Origin of the sequence: Sphingopyxis sp. BE235 (assembly GCF_031457175.1) — a bacterium.
GTDB lineage: Bacteria > Pseudomonadota > Alphaproteobacteria > Sphingomonadales > Sphingomonadaceae > Sphingopyxis.
Genome location: NZ_JAVDWC010000007.1, coordinates 95020 through 115428 on the forward strand (window position 1 = coordinate 95020; position 20409 = coordinate 115428).

Sequence of the window (20409 nt, forward strand, 5' to 3'; positions counted from 1 at the left end):
GGCCTCCAGCCGCTGGTCGGGAAGGGTAGGAGGGCGCAATGCGGCATTTGGTGATGGCAGCACTGTTCGGTGCCGCGATGCTGACCGGATCGGTGTCTGTCGCGGCGGCGGAGACGGCCCCCGCGGCGACAATCGCGCAGGGGCGCCTTGCGGGCGCGCGCACGGGGGACGTCGAGCGCTTTCTTGATATTCCTTTCGCCGCCGCACCGGTCGGCGCTCTTCGCTGGCGGGCGCCGCAGGCACCGCCGCGCTGGCGGGGCGTCCGCGATGCCGCAAAACTCGGCCCGGCTTGTCCGCAGACGGTGCGCCCCGCACTTGTCGCGGGCGGGGTAGCCGAGCATCAGTCTGAGGATTGCCTCCAGCTGAACATCTGGCGCCCGGCGGGGGCGCGAAAGCTGCCAGTGATGGTCTGGATCCATGGCGGCGCCCATGTGGTCGGTTCGGGCACCTTCCCGGTTTTCGACGGCACCGCCTTCGCGCGGCAAGGTGTGGTTTTGGTGACGATCAACTATCGGTTGGGCGCGCTCGGTTATTTCGCCCATCCCGCGCTCAGCGCGGCCAAGCCGCGCGGCGAGGCGCTCGCCAATTACGGCCTGATGGACCAATTGGCCGCCCTGCGGTGGGTGAAGAAAAATATCGCCGCATTTGGTGGCGATCCGCGCCAGATCACCTTGTTCGGCGAATCCGCCGGGGCGATCGGAGTGACGACGATCCTTGCCCAGCCCGAAGCCAAAGGCCTGTTCGCCAAGGCGATCGTTCAGTCGGGCGTTGGTCTCCTCGATCCGCGCCCGCTTGGCGAGCAAGAAGCGCTAGGCGCGGCGTTGGCAGCGCGCGCAGGTGCGCCGCCTTCAGCATCGCTCGACGCGCTTCGCGCGCTGCCCGCCGCCGCGCTCGTTGCCGCTGGCGAGGTCCGGACGCCGGGCGCGATGACCGGCCCCATCCTCGACGGCGACCTGGTACGCGAAGCGCCTTGGCGCGTCTTTGCGCGTAGCGAGCCGATCGACGTTCCGCTCCTCGTCGGCGCGAACAGCAACGAGGCGAGCGTCATCCTTGCCATGGGCGTGCCGCCATCCGCCGCGCTCGCCTATCTAGGGCGCGACCAGGCGGCGGGCCGGGCCGCCTATGGCATGGGGCTGGCCGATGATGAACTGGCGCGCCAGGTGTTGGGCGACGCCTGGTTCGTCGCCCCGGCGCGCTGGCTCGCGGCCCGGACGGCGGGGGGCGCGCCGTCGTATCTCTATCATTTCGACTATGTCGCAGCGGCGCGGCGCGACCGCGCCAAGGGCGCCGCGCATGGGTCTGAAATCCCCTATCTGTTCGGGACGCTCGACTATTTCGCGTCGGTCGCTGGCGCCGTCGGTGACGAGGATCGCCGCTTCGGCGAAGGCATCTCCGCCTGCTGGGTTGGCTTCGCCAAGACGGGCGTTCCTGGCTGCGCACTCGTTCGCGACTGGCCGCGTTACGATGCGGCAAGCGACCGTCTCGCAAAATTTACGCCCGAGTCTGGCGTCGTCGCCGGCTTTCGCAAGGCGCAGCTCGACCATCTGCTCAATGTTCACTTCGGGAACGGCCAGTCCAGGCCCTAGCCCGTCTGGCCGCGCTAGGCCCTCCGTTTCGACAATGTGCAACGAAGCTGGGAGAGAGAAAATGGCTGGAAGAATGAAATGGATGTCGCTTGCCGCCGGTGCAGTAATGGTTGGGGCTGCGGCCTTTGCGGCGCAGGGCGGGTTCGTGGGCAACGGCGGCGGCGAGGCGCGTCCCATGGTGCAGCTTCCGCCTGCGGCGCCCGCTGCTAAAGCGTCGACGTCGGCGGCATCGGCGCCCGCGGCCGCCAGCCTTTCGGCCACCGTCGGCGGATATACCTATGACTGGACAGCGTTACAGGCGGCAATCGACGCCGATACCGAGGTCGATAACGGCTATTTCATCGTCGGGAATGCTTCGGATCCCGACTATCTCTTCGCCTATGAGAAGGGCAGCTTCGGTATCGATCGGGTGACCCCGCTTGCGTCGGCCTCCAAATGGTTCGCCGGCGCGCTGGGGATGCGCATGGTGCAGGCGGGCATCGCGACGCTCGACGATCCGATGCGGCCGCCGCTTGCCTTCTGGACGACGATCGGAACGAAGAAGGATGTCAAACTCAAGCACGCGTTGTCGATGACGTCGGGCTTCAACGCGAGCCCGCTCGTTGGCGGATGTCAGCTGCTTCCGGCCATGACGCTCTACAATTGCGCGAAGAGCATCCACGATCTGCGTTACGACATTCTGCGCCCGGGTAACGCGCCCGGCGCGCAATATAGCTATGGACCGCATGGCCTTCAGGTCGCCGCTGCCTATCTGGAGGCAAAGGATATAAGCATCGCGCCCGGCACGTCACCGGCACGCCAGCGCAATTTTCACGAACTGTTCGCGCAGCATGTGACGACCCCGCTCGGGATGACGAGCACGACCTGGTATGACCCTGCGGGAAGCGCTCCCACCAACCCGTGGGTCGCGGGCGGCGCCTATTCGACGCCGCGCGACTATGCGAAACTTCTGCGTGCCTTCCTTGGCGGCAGCTTTATTACCGATATGACAAGCTTCACCCAGCAACGTACCGCAGGCTTGCCGCGCGTTTTCGTGCCGGCGAGCGCGGGCAATTGGGAATATGCGCTCGGCTCCTTTGTCGAATGCGACACGCCTTCGGCCTGCGCGACGTCCAAGATCAATTCCTCACCGGGTGCCTATGGTTGGACCGGCTGGATCGATCGCGAGACCGGCTATTACGCTTTGATCGCCACCGAAATATCGAGCGGAGGCGACCGGAAAGGCGTCGAGCTCGAACAGGTCATGCAGGATCTGATCGAGGATGCGATCGCGAATCGCACCCCGGCGCCCTGACCTGACCCAGCAGTCTAGTCACGCAGCACAGGAGAACTTGATCTCCATGCGCTGCGTGGCTGGCCTGTCGGACTAGGCAAAGTCGACGGCTCAAAGGCGAGCGGCCAAACCCGCGTGTGACCGGCAGGGAGCCGATTTGACTGAATGGCCGATGCGCGGCCGTCCGGTCGTGGGTTCGGCCTAGGGACACGTCGCCAAAAAGCGTGTCGCTGCCGCCACTGCCTCGGCTCCGAAAGCTGCTGGGCATGCATCTGGCCGCGCAGATTGGCTCGCCTCGGGCGGTTATCAGGCGACGTAGGCCCCTCTACCACTCGCCACCAAGGTTCCGTCTGCGGCTAGGATCCGGGTAGCCGCGACGTTTATCTGCCGCCCTAATTTCACCGGGCTGCCGATCGCGCGAAGCGGCCCCAGCTTGGCCGGTCGGTGAAAATCCACATGGAGGTCCGCCGTCGCCCGCGCAGCACCCCCCATCGCGATGATCGTATAGAGGCCGGTCAGATCGATCAAAGCCGATACGATGCCACCATGCGCCGCGCCGACCGTCGGATTTGAGATGATTTCGTCTCGCCAAGGCATGGAGATCACCAACTCGTTGGCGCCGACCTCAGCGATGCTGAGCCCGAGCCAGCGGTGAAAAGGGGCCAGCGCCAATAGGTCACGTAATTCCTCAAGCCCCGGGACGGCGGGGGCATTCATGATTTCATTTCCGCTTCATGGATGCCGAGCAAAAACTCTAGGATCGATTGCCCGAAAGCGTCGTTCTCGTCCCCCACCACCATATGAGTCGCATTCGCAATGTCGCTATACGCCATATGAGGGACAAGGCCCTGGAAATGCTTGACGGCTTCCAGCGAGACGAGATCGCTTGACCCGCCGCGGATCAGATGCACCGGCAAGGTCAAGCAGGCAGCGGCCGCGCTGAGCTCGGTGCGGCCATGGTCGCTGGAAACGCCGCCGCCCTGCTGCGTCACTCTTTCGATGAAGGCGGGGTCCCAGTGCCAATAGAAGCGTTCATCGTCCTTGCGGCGCAGATAGTGTGCTAGCCCGGCCGAAGCCTTCCGGCTGGGGCGATGGGGCAGATAGTCGGCAATGACCTGTGCGGCCTCTTCCACCGACGCAAAACCATCGCGCGCATGCGCCGCCATGAAACCGACCACGCGGGCGACGCCGCTCGGTTCCATCTGAGGTGTGACGTCGACCAGCGTCAGCGATCCGAAACTTCCCGGTGCGCATTTTCCCTCGGCGATGATCCCGGCCAGGCCACCAAGCGACGCGCCAATCAGCGCCGGTTTGCTCGCCGTCGCCGCAGCGATCTCGACGAGATCGGCCGCAAAATCGGAGATATCATAGGCTCCGTCGCTGGCCCATGCACTCTCGCCGTGCCCGCGCATATCGACTGCGATGGTCCGGAAACCATGGCTCGCGAGCCGGTGGGCTACCGCCCTCCATGCCCTTCGGGTCTGTCCGCCGCCGTGCGCGAGGATTACCGGTAATCCGAGTTCCGGGCCATCAACCGACGCTGCGATTTCATGGCCCGCTTTCCCGGCAAGCGTGATCGACTGATCAATCATTCCACGATCATACTATATCATATCTTACAGTAAAGGGTTTTCAGAATATGATGTTGGCTCTACAGTCCATGACGATGGTTGAACCTCGCAATACAAGCGGCTCTCCCGCGAAAAGTCTTCTGACGGCCTCAGACGAGTTTGTCTTTCTCATCGAGGAAGTGCCCCGCAAACTGCGTCGGATGTTTGATGCCTCAACGGCGCGCTTCGGATTGACGCGAACCCAGTGGCGCGCGCTCGTCTATATCTATCGGACCCCGGGCATGACCCAAACCGACCTCTCCAAATGCCTCGAACTGGAGCGTGCCAGCGTTGGCCATGTTGTCGACCAGCTGGAAAGAATGGTGCTCGCGGAACGGCGCGCTGCCAAGGGCGACCGGCGCGTCTGGGAACTTCATCTTTTGCCCCGAGCGATCGAAATCCTGCCTCAGCTGCGCGCCGAAGCCGACATGATCTACGCGCGACTGCTCCATATGATTTCCCCAACTGAGATACGCGCGATGCGCTCATTGCTGACGAAAATGTCCGGCAATCTCGAAAGCGGATCGGAAGACATGCCTCCTCGATAGGAGCCGTGGAAGATTTGAAATGGCCGACGCCATTCATCGTCAGCAAGCCGATATCCCCAACTGGCACCGCTCGCGTCTGAGGCGGCGCGCCGCGGCCGTTCTGCCCCCGCTGCATCAGGTTGCCAGCACTGACGGCTAACGAATTGCGAATATCGCGGCACGGAGCCCTACCTGCCTCCCGCCGTGTTGCAGAATAGTCCGATCGAGCCGGCAATCGTTCGGCGGTGAGCGCCCTCCCGCGAGGCGGGCCGCTCTTGGCTTCGCGTGCCAGCGCCAATTGACCGACGAGCTATTTCGTGCAACGAGTTGTCTACCAAGAAACGAACCTCTGCGTGGAGACCGACATGGCTCAACCCGAGCGCTTCATGTGAGGGCGGATTGCCGGTGCTGTCCGCCGTCAGCACCAATGGCACAGATTTGAGGTTGTGATTTAAGGAGGATTTGGGCTTCGTCGTAGTGACTAAGGAACGAGGATGAAGCCCAATCCTCCTTGAAAAAATCGGCGCCGAAGGCCCCTGCTGAGCGGCTGGTGAAGGACATACGGCGTGCGACGCGCCGGCACTTCTCTGCAGAGGACAAAATCAGGATCGTGCTGGAAGGCCTGCGCGGCGAGGACAGCATCGCCGAGCTGTGCTGCAAGGATGTCATCGCCCAGAGCTTGTATTACACGTGGTCGAAGGAGTTCATGGAGGCGGGCAAGCGGCGCTTGGCGGGCGACACCGCCCGTGCCGCGACCACCGGCGAGGTGCACGACCTGCGCCGCGAAGCCCGTGCCCTTAAGGAATGCGTGGCCAATCTGACGCTGGAAAACCGGTTGCTCAAAAAAAGCATGATCGCGGATAGGGCCGACGACGAATGAGGTAACCCGCATCCGAGAAGCTGGAGATCATTCGGATCGTCGAGCAGTCGCACCTGCCGGCCAAGCGCACGCTGGAGCAGTTGGGCATCCCGCGCCGGACCTTCTAACGCTGGTACGACCGCTACCTCGAGCGCGGGCCGGAGGCGCTGGAGGATCGGCCATCGGCCCCGAGGCGGGTGTGGAACCGCATCTGCGATGATATCCAGCAGCAGATCATCGACATGGCGTTGGATACAACCGACCTGTCACCCCGCGAGCTCGCGGTGCGCTTCACCGACGAGAAGCGCTACTTCGTGTCGGAAGCCACGGTTTACCGTATGTTGAAAGCCCATGACCTGATCGCCAGTCCGGCCTTCATCGTGATCAAGGCCGCCGACGGGTTCCACACCAAGACGACGCGGTCGAACGAGATGTGGCAGACCGACTTCACCTACTTCAAGATCATCGGCTGGGGCTTGGTGTACCTGTCGACCGTGCTCGACGACTTCTCCCGTTATGTCATCCTTTGGAAGCTGTGTACCACCATGCGGGCCGGGGATGTCACCGACACGCTGGAGCTGTCCCTCGAAGCTTCCGGATGCGCGTCGGCCAGGATGATCCACAAGCCGAAGCTGCCAATGGGCCCGGCCAGCATATTGCCCGCGCCCCTTAATTCGTCAGGGAAATGGGCGGCGAGGAATTGCCGCATTTCGGTGCGAAATGCGTCTTCGCTCGTCTAGACATCAGGTTCTAGCTGAGTTGGCACTGAAACCTCCGTTCAAAACTGAATTTGCGACGCCGCACGCGCACGACAGGGCTGCGCTCTGTCTGGTCAGTATTGCTGCTCGGGAACGTGCAAAATCAAACCTTCCACTCCTTCCACCATGGGTATCTGGCAGGCGAGGCGACTGTATTCGTTGGCACCTTCGGCAAATTGCAGAAGCTCTGCCTCCGCTGCCCCTTCGACCAGGCGACCAACCCTGTCGATCCAGGCCGGATCGACATGGACATGGCAGGTCGCACAGGCGCAGACACCGCCGCAATCGCCGTCGATGCCCGGTACATCATTGAAGAGCGCCGCCTCGCGTGCGGTTTCGCCCTCGGCAATTTCGACTTCCCGCCGCGTTCCATCGCTGGATACGAACGTCACTTTGACCATCATACACTCCGTATTTCTGCTTCAGCAAATCAGCGCGCGTGCAGCCGCACCGGCAGATTGGTGATCCCGCGCACAAGGTTTGAGAAAAGGCGCTCGGGCTCGCCGGTCACTTCGACCTTGGCGAACCGCTTGTGAATTTCTTCCCAGATGATCCGCAACTGCAGTTCTGCCAGCCTGTTACCCATGCATCGATGGATGCCATAACCGAATGACAGGTGATGGCGCGGATTCTTGCGGTCGATGATGAACCGGTCAGCCCGGTCGATGACCGTTTCGTCGCGGTTGCCCGACAGGTACCACATCACGACCTTGTCGCCCTTCTTGATCTGCTTGCCGCCAATCTCCCAGTCCTGCAGCGCAGTGCGGCGCATGTGAGTCAGCGGCGTCTGCCAGCGGATGATTTCCGGCACCATGCTGGCGATCAACGAAGGGTCGTCATTCAGTTTGCGATATTCATCGGGGTTCTGATTGAGCGCCAGCACACCGCCGCTTATCGAATTGCGCGTGGTGTCGTTGCCGCCCACGATCAGCAGCAGCAGGTTACCCAGAAATTCGAGGAAGGGCATATCCCGTGTCGCCGGGGAATGCGCCATTATGGAAATCAGATCGTTCTTCGGTTCTTCGTTGATGCGCTGCTCCCACAGTCCTTTGAAATACATCGCGCACTCGATGAGTTCTTCACGCCTCGCTTCGTACGATTCGACGATGCCGGTTTCAGGGGCGGCCGTTGTGACGTCGGACCAGCGCGTGAGCTTGCGGCGTTCCTCCCACGGGAAATCGAATAGGGTAGCAAGGGTCATCGTGGTCAATTCAACTGAGACCTTGTCAACCCAATCAAATTCCTCGCCTATCGGCAGATCATCGAGAATCTGACACGCTCGTTCGCGGATTGTCGGTTCGAGCAACAGCAAGTTGGACGGCGCTACAGCGGGGGTGACGGCCTTGCGTTGCTGGTCGTGCTTTGGAGGATCCATAGCGATGAACATTTCAAGTTCGAGCGCGCCTTCCACCGAATGCATGTCCTGAATGGCGATACCGCCGAGCTTTGCCTCCGACGAAAAGACTTTGTGGTTGGTGTCGACAGCCATGATATCGTCGAACTTGGTGATCGACCAGTAAGGCCCAACATAGCTTTCGCGGCAATAGTGGACCGGCTCCTCTTTGCGCAGCCGGTCAAAATACAGGCCGATCGTGTCCTGCTGAAAAAGACTCGGCCGTGCGACATCAATTTCGTCGATCGGAATGGCTGCAACTTTTCCGGCAGTATCCAGCTCCATCGTGTCGATGCTCATGTCTCGTCCTCCATCCCAGGCAAGCAGACTCACCTTGCTATCAAACAGGTAGATGTTTCGCAGGGTATGGTCAATAAAGCTTATAAGGATTGTTGCGACATTTGACCGCACTGCAGACTTCATAGACTGATGCTGGACATGTCATCCGATAAACTCTTATAAGGTTTTATCAGAGGAGCGATTCCCAGAGATGCAACCGAAGGTCGATGATTCGAGGAAAGCCAAGCGTGCGCTCACGCTTGCGCAGGATATCGTACGCGATATCGAAGCCGGGGCGCATGTTGCGGGCGACAGGTTGGCGCGCGAGGACGAAATGCTTGCGCGATACGATGTCGCCCGAGCGACCTTGCGCGAAGCGCTTCGCTTCCTTGAACTTCAGGGCGTTATCCATCTTCAGTTAGGTCGCGGTGGCGGGCCGGTGGTCGCACGCCCGCAGACTGGCGACTTCGCGAACAGCCTCTCGCTGATCCTGCATTTCATGGAGGCGGACTTGAGGGGCTTGCTCGAATTGCGCGAAGCGATTGCGGCGGATGTTGCAGCCTATGCCGCCCAGCGCGCGACCACGGGTGATCTGAGCGCACTTGCCGATTGCCTCAAAGAGCTGGAGCGAAACGAAGCGAGCAGCCAGTTCGAGGAACTGAATCGCCGTTTTCACGATATGCTCGGCTGGGCCAGCGGCAATCCGCTTTTCGGCCTTCTGACTTCCGCGTTGCATATGCTTACCCGCGAATTCTCGCTCTCGCTGGGGTATTCGGCGCAAGAGCGTGCGGTCCAGTTGCGTTTCTTGCGCCGCGTCCTTGAAGCTGTGCGCAAGGGCGATGCCGAAGGAGCGCGGCAGGCTATGGCGCGTCTCGTGGCGGGCTCCGCCTCCTATCTCGCACAGAGAAGCCCTGAGCTTGTGTCCCAGAAGGTCAGGTGGGGACAGACGTAAAAAACGGGCGCCGGTGGGTGGCGCTGGATGGAGAGGGTATTACGATGGCACTCAAGAGCCGCATATGCGAAATTCTCGGGATCGAATACCCGATCCTTCTGGCCGGAATGGGCGGGGCGAGTGTCCCCGCGCTCGCGGCCGCAGTATCGAATGCCGGGGGACTTGGCGTTCTTGGCGCTGCGGCCTGCTCGCCAGACCAGTTGCGCAGCTGGATCCGCCAGACCCGCGAACTGACCGATAAGCCATTTGGGGTCGACACCCTTCTGCCTGCCTCCGTCAGGCGCGGTTCGGCACCGCAGAGCGGCGCCTCGCCCGAAAACCCGATGGCACTGCTTGGCGAATATCAGCAGTTCACCCGCGATTTCATGGAACGCGAGGATCTGCCCGAAGTGGATGCCGCAATGGCCATGCGCGCGGCTGGCGCGCCGGAAATGGGCAAGGGCGGTCCGCAGCTGTTCACGCGGGAGTTTTTCGAGGCGCAGATGGAAGTGGTAATCGAGGAAAAGGTGCCAGTCTATGCCGCCGGCCTCGGCCATCCCGGACCGTGGATGGACCGCCTTCATTCCAATGGCACCAGGGTCATGGCGGTGATCGGCAAGGTCAAGCACGCCCAGCAGGTGGTCGATTACGGCATCGACATGATTGTGGCGCAGGGCCACGATGGCGGCGGGCACAACTCCCCGATCGGAACCTTCTCGCTGATTCCGCAGGTAGTCGACGCGGTGGGCGATCGGGTTCCCGTGATCGGAGCAGGTGGAATCTCCGATGGCCGCGGAGTCGCCGCAGCGATGATGCTGGGCGCTCTGGGCGCGTGGGTCGGAACGGCGTTCCTGGCAACCGAAGAGGCAGGGATTGAACGGTTCCAAAAGGAAGCAATAACCGACGGCGGCGATGCAGATACCGTCGTTAGCCGTTCGTTGACCGGCAAGCCTGCGCGCATGATCCGCAACAAATGGGCCGATGCTTGGGTTGCGGCGGGCAAGGAGCCGCTTCCGATGCCTTACCAGTCGATGATTTCAGGGCCGGTCATGGCTTCGGGCATAAAGGCTCAGCGCAAGGATATCATGCCCGGCTTCGCGGGGCAGGGAATTGGATTGATCCATTCGATCCGTCCAGCGGCAGAGGTCATGCGCGATCTTGTCGAAGGGGCCGAAAGGGCGCTGGCCGATGCCAGATTCTATTCCTGAATTGCGGCAAGACGGGTACGCTGTATGAACGCTTCGCAGACCTTATCCTTTGCCGACAAGGCCGCCATAACCGGTGTGGGCGAAACCGCATTCGTCAAGGGCACCGAACGGACTGCGGTGGACATGATGCTGGAAGCCTCGCGCCGCGCAATCTCAGATGCCGGGCTGAAACCTTGCGACATCGACGGCATGGTGCCGCCGCCGATCTATACGACCTCGGAGGAAATGGCCGCCAATCTCGGCATTGATGTGCTGCGCTATGCGGCCACCGTTCACATGGGCGGCGCCAGCCCGACGACGGCGCTGCAGAACGCGGCAATGGCGATCGCCAGCGGGCTTTGCGATCACGTGCTGGTGACGCTCGGTTGGAACGGCTATTCCGCCCTCAGGCCCAAGCCGGGTGCCCCGCCCACTCGGGCGATGAACATGAACACGCTGACCAATACCATCCAGGGCTATTACATCCCCTATGGTGTGTTCCTGCCGGTGCAGATGTATGCTTGGCTGGCGACGCGTCACTCGAAGCTTTACGGCGTGGGCGCGGATGCGATGGCAGCGGTAGCGCTAGCCTGCCGGCGTCACGCGCAGTTGAATCCGCGCGCCTTTACCTATGGGCGCGAACTCGACGCGGAAACCTATCATTCGGCGCGCTGGATATCCGAGCCCTTCCGCCTTTACGATTGCTGCCTTGAAACCGATGGGGCTTGCGCGGTTGTCATATCGCGAATGGATCGGGCCAGGGATATGCCGCATGTGCCCGTCAGCATCGCCGGTGCCTCGGAAGGTCACCCCTATCCTGCCGACGACATCCCCTCGCGGCCCGATCCCTTCAAGATTGGCCTCAGCTATGCTGCCCCGCGCGCTTTCGACATGGCGGGCGTCAAGCGCGAGGACATGGATTTCCTGCAGATCTACGACTGCTTTACCTATGTCGTTTTGCTGCAACTGGAAGCGATGGGGTATTGCGAACCGGGAGCACAGGCCGAATTCGTAGCCAATGGCCAGATTGAGCTGGGTGGCCGCTATCCGATCAACACCCATGGCGGCTTGCTCAGTGAGGCGCATGTCTGGGGACTCAACCACGTGGTCGAGGCAGTGCGCCAGCTTCGTCACGACTGCGGCGAGCGCCAGGTGCTGGGAGCCCAAACTGGTCTTGTGACCGGCTGGGGTGACCTTGGCGATGGAAGCATTGCCATTCTCAGGAGGTTTGCATGAGCAGCGAGAGCGATCTGCCTCCCAAAATGCGGCCCTCCGCGCAGGTTGCGCCGCCCAAACCGCGACCTCGCCCGCAAGACCCGGTTGAGCAGGAATTCTGGAAGCGGTGCCAGGACGGCAATCTCTATTTCCAGCGCTGCAGTGGTTGCGGCTGCTTCCGCCACCTGCCGCGCTATATGTGCGCAAAGTGCGGCGCGCCGGAATTTTCCTGGGAACGCAGCAGCGGCAAGGGCACACTGTTTTCCTGGACCGTTACCCACCAAGCCCTCCACCCGGCTTTTGCCGCCGAAATTCCCTTCGTGGCGGCGGTGGTGGAATTGGAAGAGGGCGTGCGCATGGCCACGCGCCTGATTGGTTGCGATCACGAGCGCCTGGCGCTCGATCTTCCGGTGGAAGTGGAGTTCGAACTGATCGGTGAGGACTTCCGCCTTCCTGTTTTCCGCCTGCGTGAAAGTTAGAAGCGTTATGGATCTTGATTACGGGCCCGAATACGATGTCTTCCGCAAGCAAGTGCGGGCTTTCATCGAAGCGCATAGCCATCTCGCGCCGCCTTCTGCTGACCGGGCGGCCCGACCTTCCTCCAAGGCGGTCGAATGGCAGAAGCTGTTGATCGAGCATGGGTATGCCGCGCGAACGATCCCGCAGGAGTATGGAGGCTATGGAGCCGAGCCGGACATTCTCCAATCGCGCATCATCGCAGAGGAATTTGCGCGGGCCAGGGTGGCGGGCGGGCTTGCTAATCAGGGAATCTCGATGTTCGTGCCGACCCTGCTCGAACTCGGCACCGAGGAACAGAAACGGCGCTGGATCGAACCCACGTTGAAAGGCGATATTGTCTGGTGCCAGGGCTATTCCGAACCCGGTGCCGGGTCGGACCTCGCCAACCTCAAGACCAGCGCGCACATCGAAAACGGCGAGTTTGTTATCAATGGCCAGAAGATCTGGACCAGCACCGCCAAGCAGGCAGACATGATCTTTTGCCTGGTCAGGACCGAGCCTGACGCACCCAAGCATGGCGGCATTTCCTACCTGATCTTTTCGATGGGCACGCCGGGCATCGAGGTTCGCCCCTTGAAGACGATGACCGGTCACGCCGAGTTCAACGAGACGTTCTTCACCGATGTGCGGGTCCCGATGCACCATATCGTCGGCCAGCGGGGCCAGGGCTGGTTCGTCGCGAATGCAACCCTTGGCCATGAGCGCGGAATGCTGGGCGATCCCGACGCGCTCGAAAACCGGCTGCAGGCGCTGATCGCACTGATGCAGGAAGAGCGTTTGGGCCAGGGTCGCGCGATCGACAATCCGGTACTGCGCGACCGGTTGGTGGCACTTCAGGCCGAAGTGGCGGCGATGAAATACAATGGGATGCGGATCCTTTCGAACAGCCTTAGGGGAGAGCCGGGCGGCATGGCGAAGCTGATCGTCAAGCTGCAAAGCTGTGAACTCGCTCACCAGATATCCGCGCTGGCAATCGACGCCATGGGCGAACTGGGCATACTCTATCACCACAGCCCGCGTGAGCGGGACGGCGGGGCGTGGCAATGGAGCTATATGTTCCAACTCGGTCTTATCATCGGCGGCGGGACCGCTCAGATCCAGAAGAACATCATCGCCGAACGCGGCCTTGAAATGCCACGTGAGCCGAACCCCGCGGACATGGCGCGTCAGAAGCAGGGAGCAGACTGATGGACTTTGGACTTTCGCAGGACCAGCAGATGTTGCGCGACGCCGTTTCGCGGTGCCTCGCCGATACCAGCCCGCTCAGTCACGTCCGCGAATGTGCGGAGCGGGACAATCCGTTGAGTGACCAGGTGTTGCGCGCCCTCCACGATCTGGGCGTTGCCGGAATGCTCGTCCCCGAAGAGCATGGCGGGCTCGGCATGACCTTGCTCGACGCGGCGGTGGTGGCGGAACAGCTTGGCTATGCGGTCGCACCGGTGCCGTTTCTCGCCAGTCAGGTTCTCGCACCGATCGCCTTGCGCGAAGCTGGCAACGAGGAGCAAAAGGCCCACTGGCTGCCAAAGATAGCGAGCGGCGAGGCGCGTGTCGGTGTCGCGATTTCCGAGACGATCGAGGTACGCGACGGCGCGGGAGTTTCCTCTGCCGGCGGGAAGCTCAACGGCACCGCCCTGTTCGCGCTCGATTTCGAAGGAGATGATGCCTACATTGTCGCCGATTCCGGTGGCAGGCTGCACCTTGTCGGTGCCAAGGCGTCGGGCCTGAAGGCTATCGCGTTGACTACCATTGATCGCACCCGCAGCGTCGGGGAATTGCGGTTTGACGGGGCCGAAGCGGAACCACTGGCTGATGATGGGGGAGTTGCAACGGCCCGGTTGCGTGATGCAGGCCGTGTTATCCTGGCCGCCGACAGTCTTGGCGCAGGTCAGGCGATGATCGAAAAGGCTGTCGATTATGCTGGCCAGCGCGAACAGTTCGGCCGCCTGATCGGCAGTTTCCAGGCCGTAAAGCATATGTGCGCCGAGATGGCCGCGCGTCATGAACCGTGCCGTTCGCTCGTCTGGTACGCCGCCCACGCCTTCGACGCGGTGCCGAACGAGGCATCGCTGGTCGCCTGCCATGCGAAATCGCACACGGCCGAGGTCCATCGATTTGTCGCACGCACTTCCACCGAAGTACACGGCGGAATGGGATTCACCGACCTGCTTGGCCTGCACTACTGGTTCAAACGGATCGGATTCGACCGGCAGGTCTTGGGTGGGCCAGAAGCGGTCCGGGCGGAGGCTGCGGCACTTCAGGGCTGGACCAAAGCTGCGTGATATTTCTTCCGGGGATAGCGCACGCCAGAGCCGCCCCGTTCGCAGAGGAGAACTGATGTGACCGACTGGAATCTCGGCGACATTCTCGACGCTTTCGAGCCTGTCATGCCAAAGGATGCGCCAGCCCTGATCCACGGTGACCGGATCATTACCTGGCCCGAAATGTCCGGACGTTCGAACAATGTCGCCCGCGCGCTTCGGCAGCGCGGAGCCGGCAATGGGGCCAAGGTTGCCTTTTATATGCGCAACCGACCCGAATACGGCGAGTTGATGGCAGCCTGCTTCAAGGGGCGCCTGATCCATGTGAACATCAATTACCGCTATGTCGCCGAGGAGGTCTTCTACATCTTCGACGATTCCGATAGCGAAGTGATCGTCTACAGTTCGGAATTCCGCGACTGTATCGTCGAGCTCAAGGATCGGCTCGAGAAAGTTCACACCTTTGTGGAAATTGGCGAGGCTTCGCAAATCGCGCCTTTTGCGATCCCTTACGAGACACTCGCGCAAGAAGGCGACGGATCGGCGCTCGGCATAGTGCGCTCTCCCGAAGATCAGCTCTTCATCTATACCGGCGGCACGACGGGCATGCCCAAGGGCGTGATGTGGCATCACGACCAAATGCGCAAAGCACAGCTCGAGGCCCAGAAGCTGCTCGCCCCCGTTCCTCAGACACTCGAAGAACACGTCGCGTTGATCACAAGTCAAGGGCCCGGCAACCGCACCCTGCCATCCTGCCCGATGATGCACGGGACCGGCTTCATCACCGCGATCGGCACACTTATGTCGGGCGGCGCCATCGTTACACTTGCAGACCCGTCCTTCGATGCGACGGAATTGTGGGAAACGGTTGATAAGCACAAGGTGCAAAGCATCGCAATTGTGGGCGATGCATTTGCCAAGCCGATGCTGCAAGCGCTGGACGAGAATCCCGGCCGCTGGGATACCAGCAGCCTCGTTACCATCGTTTCATCCGGCGTGATGTGGAGCAAGGAAGTCAAGGCTGGACTGTGCAAGCATATCCCCCAGGTGGTGCTGATGGACAGCTTCGGCGCTTCCGAAGGGCTCGGCTTCGGCCGCTCCATCACAACCGCGCAAGGGGGCACCAACACCGCAAAATTTGCGATTGGCGAATTCTGCGATGTCTTTGACGAAAACGACCGGAAAGTGACGCCGGGAAGCGGCGTACCGGGATTTATCGCTCTCATGGGGGCGATCCCGGCGGGATATTACAAGGATCCCGTAAAATCCGCCAAGACGTTCCGCACAATCGATGGGGTCCGCTATTCGATTCCCGGCGACTGGTGCATGGTCGAGGCCGATGGCAGCCTGACCTTGCTGGGCCGTGGCAGCGTCTGCATCAACACTGCTGGCGAGAAAGTTTACCCCGAGGAAGTCGAGGAGATTCTCAAGACCCATCCCGCCATTGGTGACGCGCTGGTCGTGGGCGTGCCGAACGAGAAATGGGGCCAAGCCGTCACCGCTGTTGTCCACCTCAGCGTCGACGCTCCGTTCGACGAGCAAGCCGTCAAGGATCATGTGCGGGGGCAGTTGGCAGGATACAAGACGCCGAAGGCCATATATCCAACGAATACCCCCCTGCGCGCATCGAACGGCAAGGCCGACTACGCAACGGCGAAGGCAATTGCCGAGAGCCTGACTGCCGCATCATGACGACCCAGACTTCGCCCGATTACGACGCCGTGATCGTCGGTGCCGGCTTCAGCGGGATCTACCTGCTCCACAAGTTGCGTGACGCCGGGTTCAACGTGCTGCTGGTCGATGCGGCGGCCGATCCGGGCGGCATCTGGCACTGGAATTGCTATCCCGGCGCACGGGTGGATTCGCAGATTCCGCTCTATGAATTCTCGATGCCCGAAGTGTGGCAGCCATGGACCTGGAGTGAGCGCTTTCCTGGCTGGGAAGAGCTCAGGGCCTATTTCCGTCATGTTTGCGATACGCTGAACCTTTGGCCGCTGATGCGGATGGGGTCGAGGGTCGAATGCGCCGACTTTGATGCGGGGGCGGGGCTATGGCACATACAGCTTGAGGGCGGGCAAACCATATCGACACGCTTCCTGCTGCCTGCACTCGGCTTCGCGTCGAAGCCGTATGTCCCGGACATCCCAGGCATTGAGGATTTCGAGGGCGAATGGTGCCACACGGCGCGCTGGCCGCAGGAAGGTATTGATCTGGATGGGCGCAAAGTTGCCGTGATTGGAACAGGAGCAAGCGGAGTGCAGGTTGCGCAGGAAGCAGCCAAACGTGCTGCGACGCTGACCCTGTTCCAAAGAACCCCGATCCTGGCCCTGCCGATGCGGCAAGAGCGGCTGACGCGGGAGGATCAGGAACGCGAAAAGCACAGCTATCCTGCCCTTTTCGAACAGCGCAGGCAGACGAGCGGAGGATTTGAAAGCCAGTCACTTGAAGTCTCGGCGCTCGAAGTCGACGAGATTGAGCGCAATGCCCACTTCGAAGATTTATGGCAGCGAGGCGGATTGAGGTTCTGGTACCACAACTTCGCCGACTTGCTTACCAATCGCGCAGCCAATCGCCACGCCTACGATTTCTGGCGCGACAAGGTTCGCGCGCGGATCGCCGATCCCGATCTGGCCGAGAAACTCGCCCCATCCGAACCGCCGCATCCGTTCGGCACGAAGCGACCTTCGCTGGAAAAGGGATATTACGAGATTTTCGCGCAGGACAATGTTGCGCTGGTTGATCTGAAGGCAAACCCGATCACCCGTGTCGGGCCGCACGCAATCACAACCGCAGACGGCGAGGTCGAATGCGATCTCATCGTTTTCGCCACCGGCTTCGACGCGGGGCGGGGCGGGTTAATCGACATGAACATCACCGGCAGGGGCGGCCTGTCACTGTCGCAAGCTTGGTACAACGGGCTGCGCGCCTATCTGGGAATGGCGGTATCGGGTTTCCCCAACATGCTGTTCGCTTACGGACCCCTGAGCCCCTCGGGTTTTTCCAACGGCCCGACAAGCGCGGAAATGCAGGGCGACTGGATCTGCGATTTCATGGTCTGGCTGCGAAACAACGGTTACGATCTTTTCGACGCCGATCCGCAAGCAGAGGCGGACTGGACCGAAATGGTCGCTCAGGTTGGCGCGATGACGCTCTTTCCCGAAGCGGACTCCTGGTACATGGGCGCAAACATCCCGGGTAAGAAGCGCCAACTCATCAATTTTCCAAGCGTGTCGACCTATGCTGCGATTTGCGGCGATGTGGCACGCGATGCCTACCGCGGCTTTGCCGCCAGCACACCAGCGAACAAGGACAGCGCAACCTGATGAATGAGATGTTCAGAATAAGTGACTTTCCAGTGGACATTGATCCTGTTTGGGCTGGCGACGGCTCACATCTGCCCGAATGGTTCGTTTCGGCGCTCAAGGTGCCCCGCGAAGAAGGTTATGTGGAAATAGATGGGGCCAAGGCGCACTATTTCCGATGGGGTGACCCCAGCAAGCCCAAGGTATTGATGACCCATGGCTTTCTGGCACATGCGCGCTGCTTTGCCTTCATTGCACCGTTTCTGGCAGAAGATTATGACGTGGTGGCGTTTGATCTGGCCGGCATGGGCGACAGCGACATGCGTGGGCGCGCCGACCTCTTGGCGAGAGGGGGCGAGTTTCGCGAGATTGCCGAGGCGCTGAATATGTTTGCGGATGGCCAAAAGCCGACAATCATCGCGCACAGCTTCGGGTCGGGCGCAGCCCTGACAGCCGTGACCCAGTGGCCCGAGGCCTTTGCCGGAGTGGTGGTTTGCGATCTCATGATCATGCGGCCCGCTCTCCTGGAAGAGTACTGGAACCTCAGGCGGTCAAGCCCTGGTTCCGGCGATCCGGACAAGCCCAGCAAGCGTTATCCCTGCTATGAAACGGCACGTAAGCGGTACATCCTTTCCCCGCCCCAGCCGGTCGGCGAGCCATTCCTTCTGGACTACATGGCCTATCATTCCCTGCGACAGGATGGAGACGAGTGGACGTGGAAGTTTTCAACCGAGGTCTTTCGAAGGAGCAACAAGCCCAACGAATGGCTCACCATGGGCGAGCGTCTGGTGCAGGCACCGGGCCGGAAGGCCATCGTGCACGGCGGTATGAGCCAACTCTTCACCCCGGAATCGGCCGAATACGTCCGCGAGCTGGGTGGAGGTGACATTCCGATCATCGCGGTGCCTGAAGCCCGTCACCATCTGATGCTCGATCAGCCTTTGGCCTTTGTAACCGCACTCCGCAGCATTCTTGCCCTTTGGGATACGCACACTGCACCGCCACTTGCAGCCTGATCCTGGTTGTCCTTCGCCCCGGGTTCCCGCAGGTGCGGTGCTTGCCAGACCTTGCCTGCCGGGAAAGGGAGCTACCACTCAGCGTTCGCCGGCCATGCCGTTGCGGCGTTCAAGCCATCGTTCGCGCCGCACCAGATAGAACGGGAAGGCGAAACAGTGCCAAGCAGCGAAAGCATGTAACCGGTGTTTTCAGGCCACGGTGGACCATGGCATGAGTTGGGCGAGATTGGTCTGCCTTGGAAAAACTGGTCCAATTCTAGAGAGAGCCGATTGTGGCGAGAGAATTGGAGAAAGTTATGGGACGTCAACGTTTACGCCGGAACAAATCATCGCGAAGCTGCGTGAGGCGGATGTGCTGGTCGGGCGGGGATCGACTGCGGTCGAGGCTTGCCGCCAGATCGGGATATCCGAACAGGCGCTGTATCGGTGGCGCAAGGAATATGGCGGCCTGAAGGTTGATCAGGCGCGGCGGATGAAGGATTTGGAGCGCGAGAATGCACGGCTGAAGCGGCTTGTCGCGGACCTCGCACTGGACAAGGCGATCCTGCAAGAGGCATCGAAGCTGACTTTTTGAGCACCTCCCGTCGCCGCGAGGCGATCGAGCAGGTCCGTCGTGCATTATCGGTATCGCAGCGACGGACCTGCCGCGTGCTCGGTCAGCACCGCTCGACACAGCGGCATCCTCCGAGAGATCATGCCGACGAGCGGCGCCTGACGGCCGACATTATCGCGCTGGTGAAGGATTATGGCCGTTACGGCTATCGCCGTATCCATGCGCTGCTCGGGCATGCCGGCTGGCAGGTCAGCCTGTCGGTGGTCGAGCGCATCTGGCGGCGGGAGGGTTTAAAGGTGCCGAAGAGACAACCGAAGCGCCGCCGGCTCTGGCTTGGCGACGGGTCGTGCATCCGGTTGCGCCCGCTGCACCGCGGGCATGTGTGGTCCTACGACTTTGTCGAGGATCAGACGCACAACGGCCGGAAGTTCCGGATGCTCAACATCATCGACGAGCACAGCCGGGAATGCCTGGCGATGGTGCCGCTGCGGCGGTTCCGGTCGAACGACGTCATCGACGTCCTCGCCGATCTGTTCACCGAGCATGGGCCACCCGAGCATATCTGGTCCGACAACGTCCTATGTTGGGAAGGCATAGCGTGAAAAGGCCGGCAGGTCTCGTTACGCCGAGGGTGATCGGCGCTGGTGATTTTATGATCCAGATGGCTTCCATCGTCAAGGAAAGCACTCTCGGCCATCCTGACCGGCGGCGAGGCTTCTGATTACACCGCTGCCGAACCGCTGATGGCGATCCCCGTCGCCACACCCAAGGCGCTGCTCGCGGACAAGGGCTATGATGGTGATCGCTTCCGGGAAAGCCTGCTGACCCGGGGCATCCTGCCGATCATCCCGCCCCGCTCGAACCGCAAGGTGCCAGAGCATCCCGACTATCGCCGTTACAAGGACCGCAACCGCGTCGAGCGCATGTTCGGAAAGCTCAAACAGCAACGACGCATCGCCACTCGATATGACAAAACCCTTCTCTCGTTCGAGAGCTTCCTAAACCTCGCCGCCACGCGGCTATGGCTGAAGTCTTTTGTCAACGCGGCCTAGCACTACTTTGGCAGAAGTTTGATTGTCTCTTCACGGAGGCGGTGACCGCATTGGGGGCAACAGGCAGGCGGCGGCCTGGATAGGTGATCAA

16 protein-coding genes and 3 pseudogenes are annotated in these 20409 nt (G+C 61.4%); 15 read left to right on the forward strand and 4 right to left on the reverse strand.

Annotation, left to right across the window (positions count from 1 at the left end; translation table 11 throughout):
* Positions 1-38 precede the first annotated feature (38 nt).
* Together J2X38_RS22140 and J2X38_RS22145 are read left to right on the forward strand one after the other, a co-directional pair.
* Entirely contained in the window at positions 39-1586 is a 1548-nt protein-coding gene (locus J2X38_RS22140; RefSeq protein WP_081997344.1) for a carboxylesterase/lipase family protein, read from the forward strand.
* 73 nt (positions 1587-1659) lie between these two features.
* Positions 1660-2880 (forward strand): serine hydrolase, encoded by a 1221-nt coding sequence (locus tag J2X38_RS22145; protein WP_039575382.1) that lies wholly within the window; start codon positions 1660-1662, stop codon positions 2878-2880.
* Positions 2881-3165: 285 nt separating this feature from the next.
* Here the strand turns inward: J2X38_RS22145 and J2X38_RS22150 are convergent, their stop codons facing one another.
* Together J2X38_RS22150 and J2X38_RS22155 are read right to left on the reverse strand one after the other, a co-directional pair.
* On the reverse strand, positions 3166-3576 hold the full coding sequence (locus tag J2X38_RS22150) for a hotdog fold thioesterase (protein ID WP_039575381.1): 411 nt from the start codon (positions 3574-3576) through the stop codon (positions 3166-3168).
* Positions 3573-4451: an alpha/beta fold hydrolase gene (locus J2X38_RS22155; protein WP_039575377.1), complete on the reverse strand. Its 879-nt coding sequence runs from the start codon at positions 4449-4451 to the stop codon at positions 3573-3575. Before J2X38_RS22155 ends, J2X38_RS22150 begins: the two co-directional genes overlap by 4 nt.
* A 68-nt stretch (positions 4452-4519) precedes the next feature.
* Here J2X38_RS22155 and J2X38_RS22160 point away from each other — a divergent pair, with 68 nt between their 5' ends.
* Complete coding sequence (locus J2X38_RS22160; protein ID WP_228383640.1) at positions 4520-5017, forward strand: MarR family winged helix-turn-helix transcriptional regulator; 498 nt, start codon at positions 4520-4522, stop codon at positions 5015-5017.
* 490 nt (positions 5018-5507) lie between these two features.
* A pseudogene (locus J2X38_RS22165) lies at positions 5508-6490 on the forward strand (helix-turn-helix domain-containing protein); the annotation flags it as partial.
* Positions 6491-6687: 197 nt separating this feature from the next.
* On the opposite strand, the gene J2X38_RS22170 reads toward J2X38_RS22165, so the two are convergent.
* Both J2X38_RS22170 and J2X38_RS22175 read right to left on the reverse strand, forming a co-directional pair.
* On the reverse strand, positions 6688-7017 hold the full coding sequence (locus tag J2X38_RS22170) for a 2Fe-2S iron-sulfur cluster-binding protein (protein ID WP_228383639.1): 330 nt from the start codon (positions 7015-7017) through the stop codon (positions 6688-6690).
* Between the two features lie 26 nt (positions 7018-7043).
* On the reverse strand, positions 7044-8306 hold the full coding sequence (locus J2X38_RS22175; RefSeq protein ID WP_039575372.1) for a cytochrome P450: 1263 nt from the start codon (positions 8304-8306) through the stop codon (positions 7044-7046).
* A gap of 190 nt (positions 8307-8496) precedes the next feature.
* On the opposite strand from J2X38_RS22175, the gene J2X38_RS22180 reads away from it, so the two are divergent.
* The 11 genes and pseudogenes from J2X38_RS22180 to J2X38_RS22230 all read left to right on the forward strand — a co-directional run.
* Entirely contained in the window at positions 8497-9237 is a 741-nt protein-coding gene (locus J2X38_RS22180) for a FadR/GntR family transcriptional regulator (protein WP_039575369.1), read from the forward strand.
* Positions 9238-9281: 44 nt separating this feature from the next.
* Positions 9282-10424, forward strand: a complete 1143-nt coding sequence (locus tag J2X38_RS22185; protein ID WP_039575366.1) for a nitronate monooxygenase family protein — start codon at positions 9282-9284, stop codon at positions 10422-10424.
* A 24-nt stretch (positions 10425-10448) separates the two neighbouring features.
* Positions 10449-11639: a thiolase C-terminal domain-containing protein gene (locus J2X38_RS22190; RefSeq protein WP_039575363.1), complete on the forward strand. Its 1191-nt coding sequence runs from the start codon at positions 10449-10451 to the stop codon at positions 11637-11639.
* A complete protein-coding gene (locus J2X38_RS22195) occupies positions 11636-12097 on the forward strand; it encodes a Zn-ribbon domain-containing OB-fold protein (RefSeq protein ID WP_039575361.1) in 462 nt (153 codons plus the stop codon). Before J2X38_RS22190 ends, J2X38_RS22195 begins: the two co-directional genes overlap by 4 nt.
* A gap of 7 nt (positions 12098-12104) precedes the next feature.
* Positions 12105-13325 carry an acyl-CoA dehydrogenase family protein gene (locus tag J2X38_RS22200; RefSeq protein WP_039575359.1) on the forward strand — a complete coding sequence of 407 codons (1221 nt, stop codon included), beginning with the start codon at positions 12105-12107 and terminating at the stop codon, positions 13323-13325.
* Positions 13325-14416, forward strand: a complete 1092-nt coding sequence (locus tag J2X38_RS22205) for an acyl-CoA dehydrogenase family protein (protein WP_039575356.1) — start codon at positions 13325-13327, stop codon at positions 14414-14416. The genes J2X38_RS22200 and J2X38_RS22205 overlap by 1 nt, the downstream gene beginning before the upstream one ends.
* Positions 14417-14473: 57 nt before the next feature.
* On the forward strand, positions 14474-16087 hold the full coding sequence (locus tag J2X38_RS22210; RefSeq protein WP_039575354.1) for an acyl-CoA synthetase: 1614 nt from the start codon (positions 14474-14476) through the stop codon (positions 16085-16087).
* Positions 16084-17718 (forward strand): NAD(P)/FAD-dependent oxidoreductase, encoded by a 1635-nt coding sequence (locus J2X38_RS22215; protein ID WP_039575352.1) that lies wholly within the window; start codon positions 16084-16086, stop codon positions 17716-17718. The genes J2X38_RS22210 and J2X38_RS22215 overlap by 4 nt, the downstream gene beginning before the upstream one ends.
* Positions 17718-18713 (forward strand): alpha/beta fold hydrolase, encoded by a 996-nt coding sequence (locus J2X38_RS22220; RefSeq protein WP_039575348.1) that lies wholly within the window; start codon positions 17718-17720, stop codon positions 18711-18713. The genes J2X38_RS22215 and J2X38_RS22220 overlap by 1 nt, the downstream gene beginning before the upstream one ends.
* Positions 18714-18996: 283 nt before the next feature.
* Positions 18997-19841, forward strand: a pseudogene (locus J2X38_RS22225) (IS3 family transposase); the annotation flags it as partial.
* A 111-nt stretch (positions 19842-19952) separates the two neighbouring features.
* A pseudogene (locus J2X38_RS22230) lies at positions 19953-20318 on the forward strand (IS5 family transposase); the annotation flags it as partial.
* Positions 20319-20409: the final 91 nt, after the last annotated feature.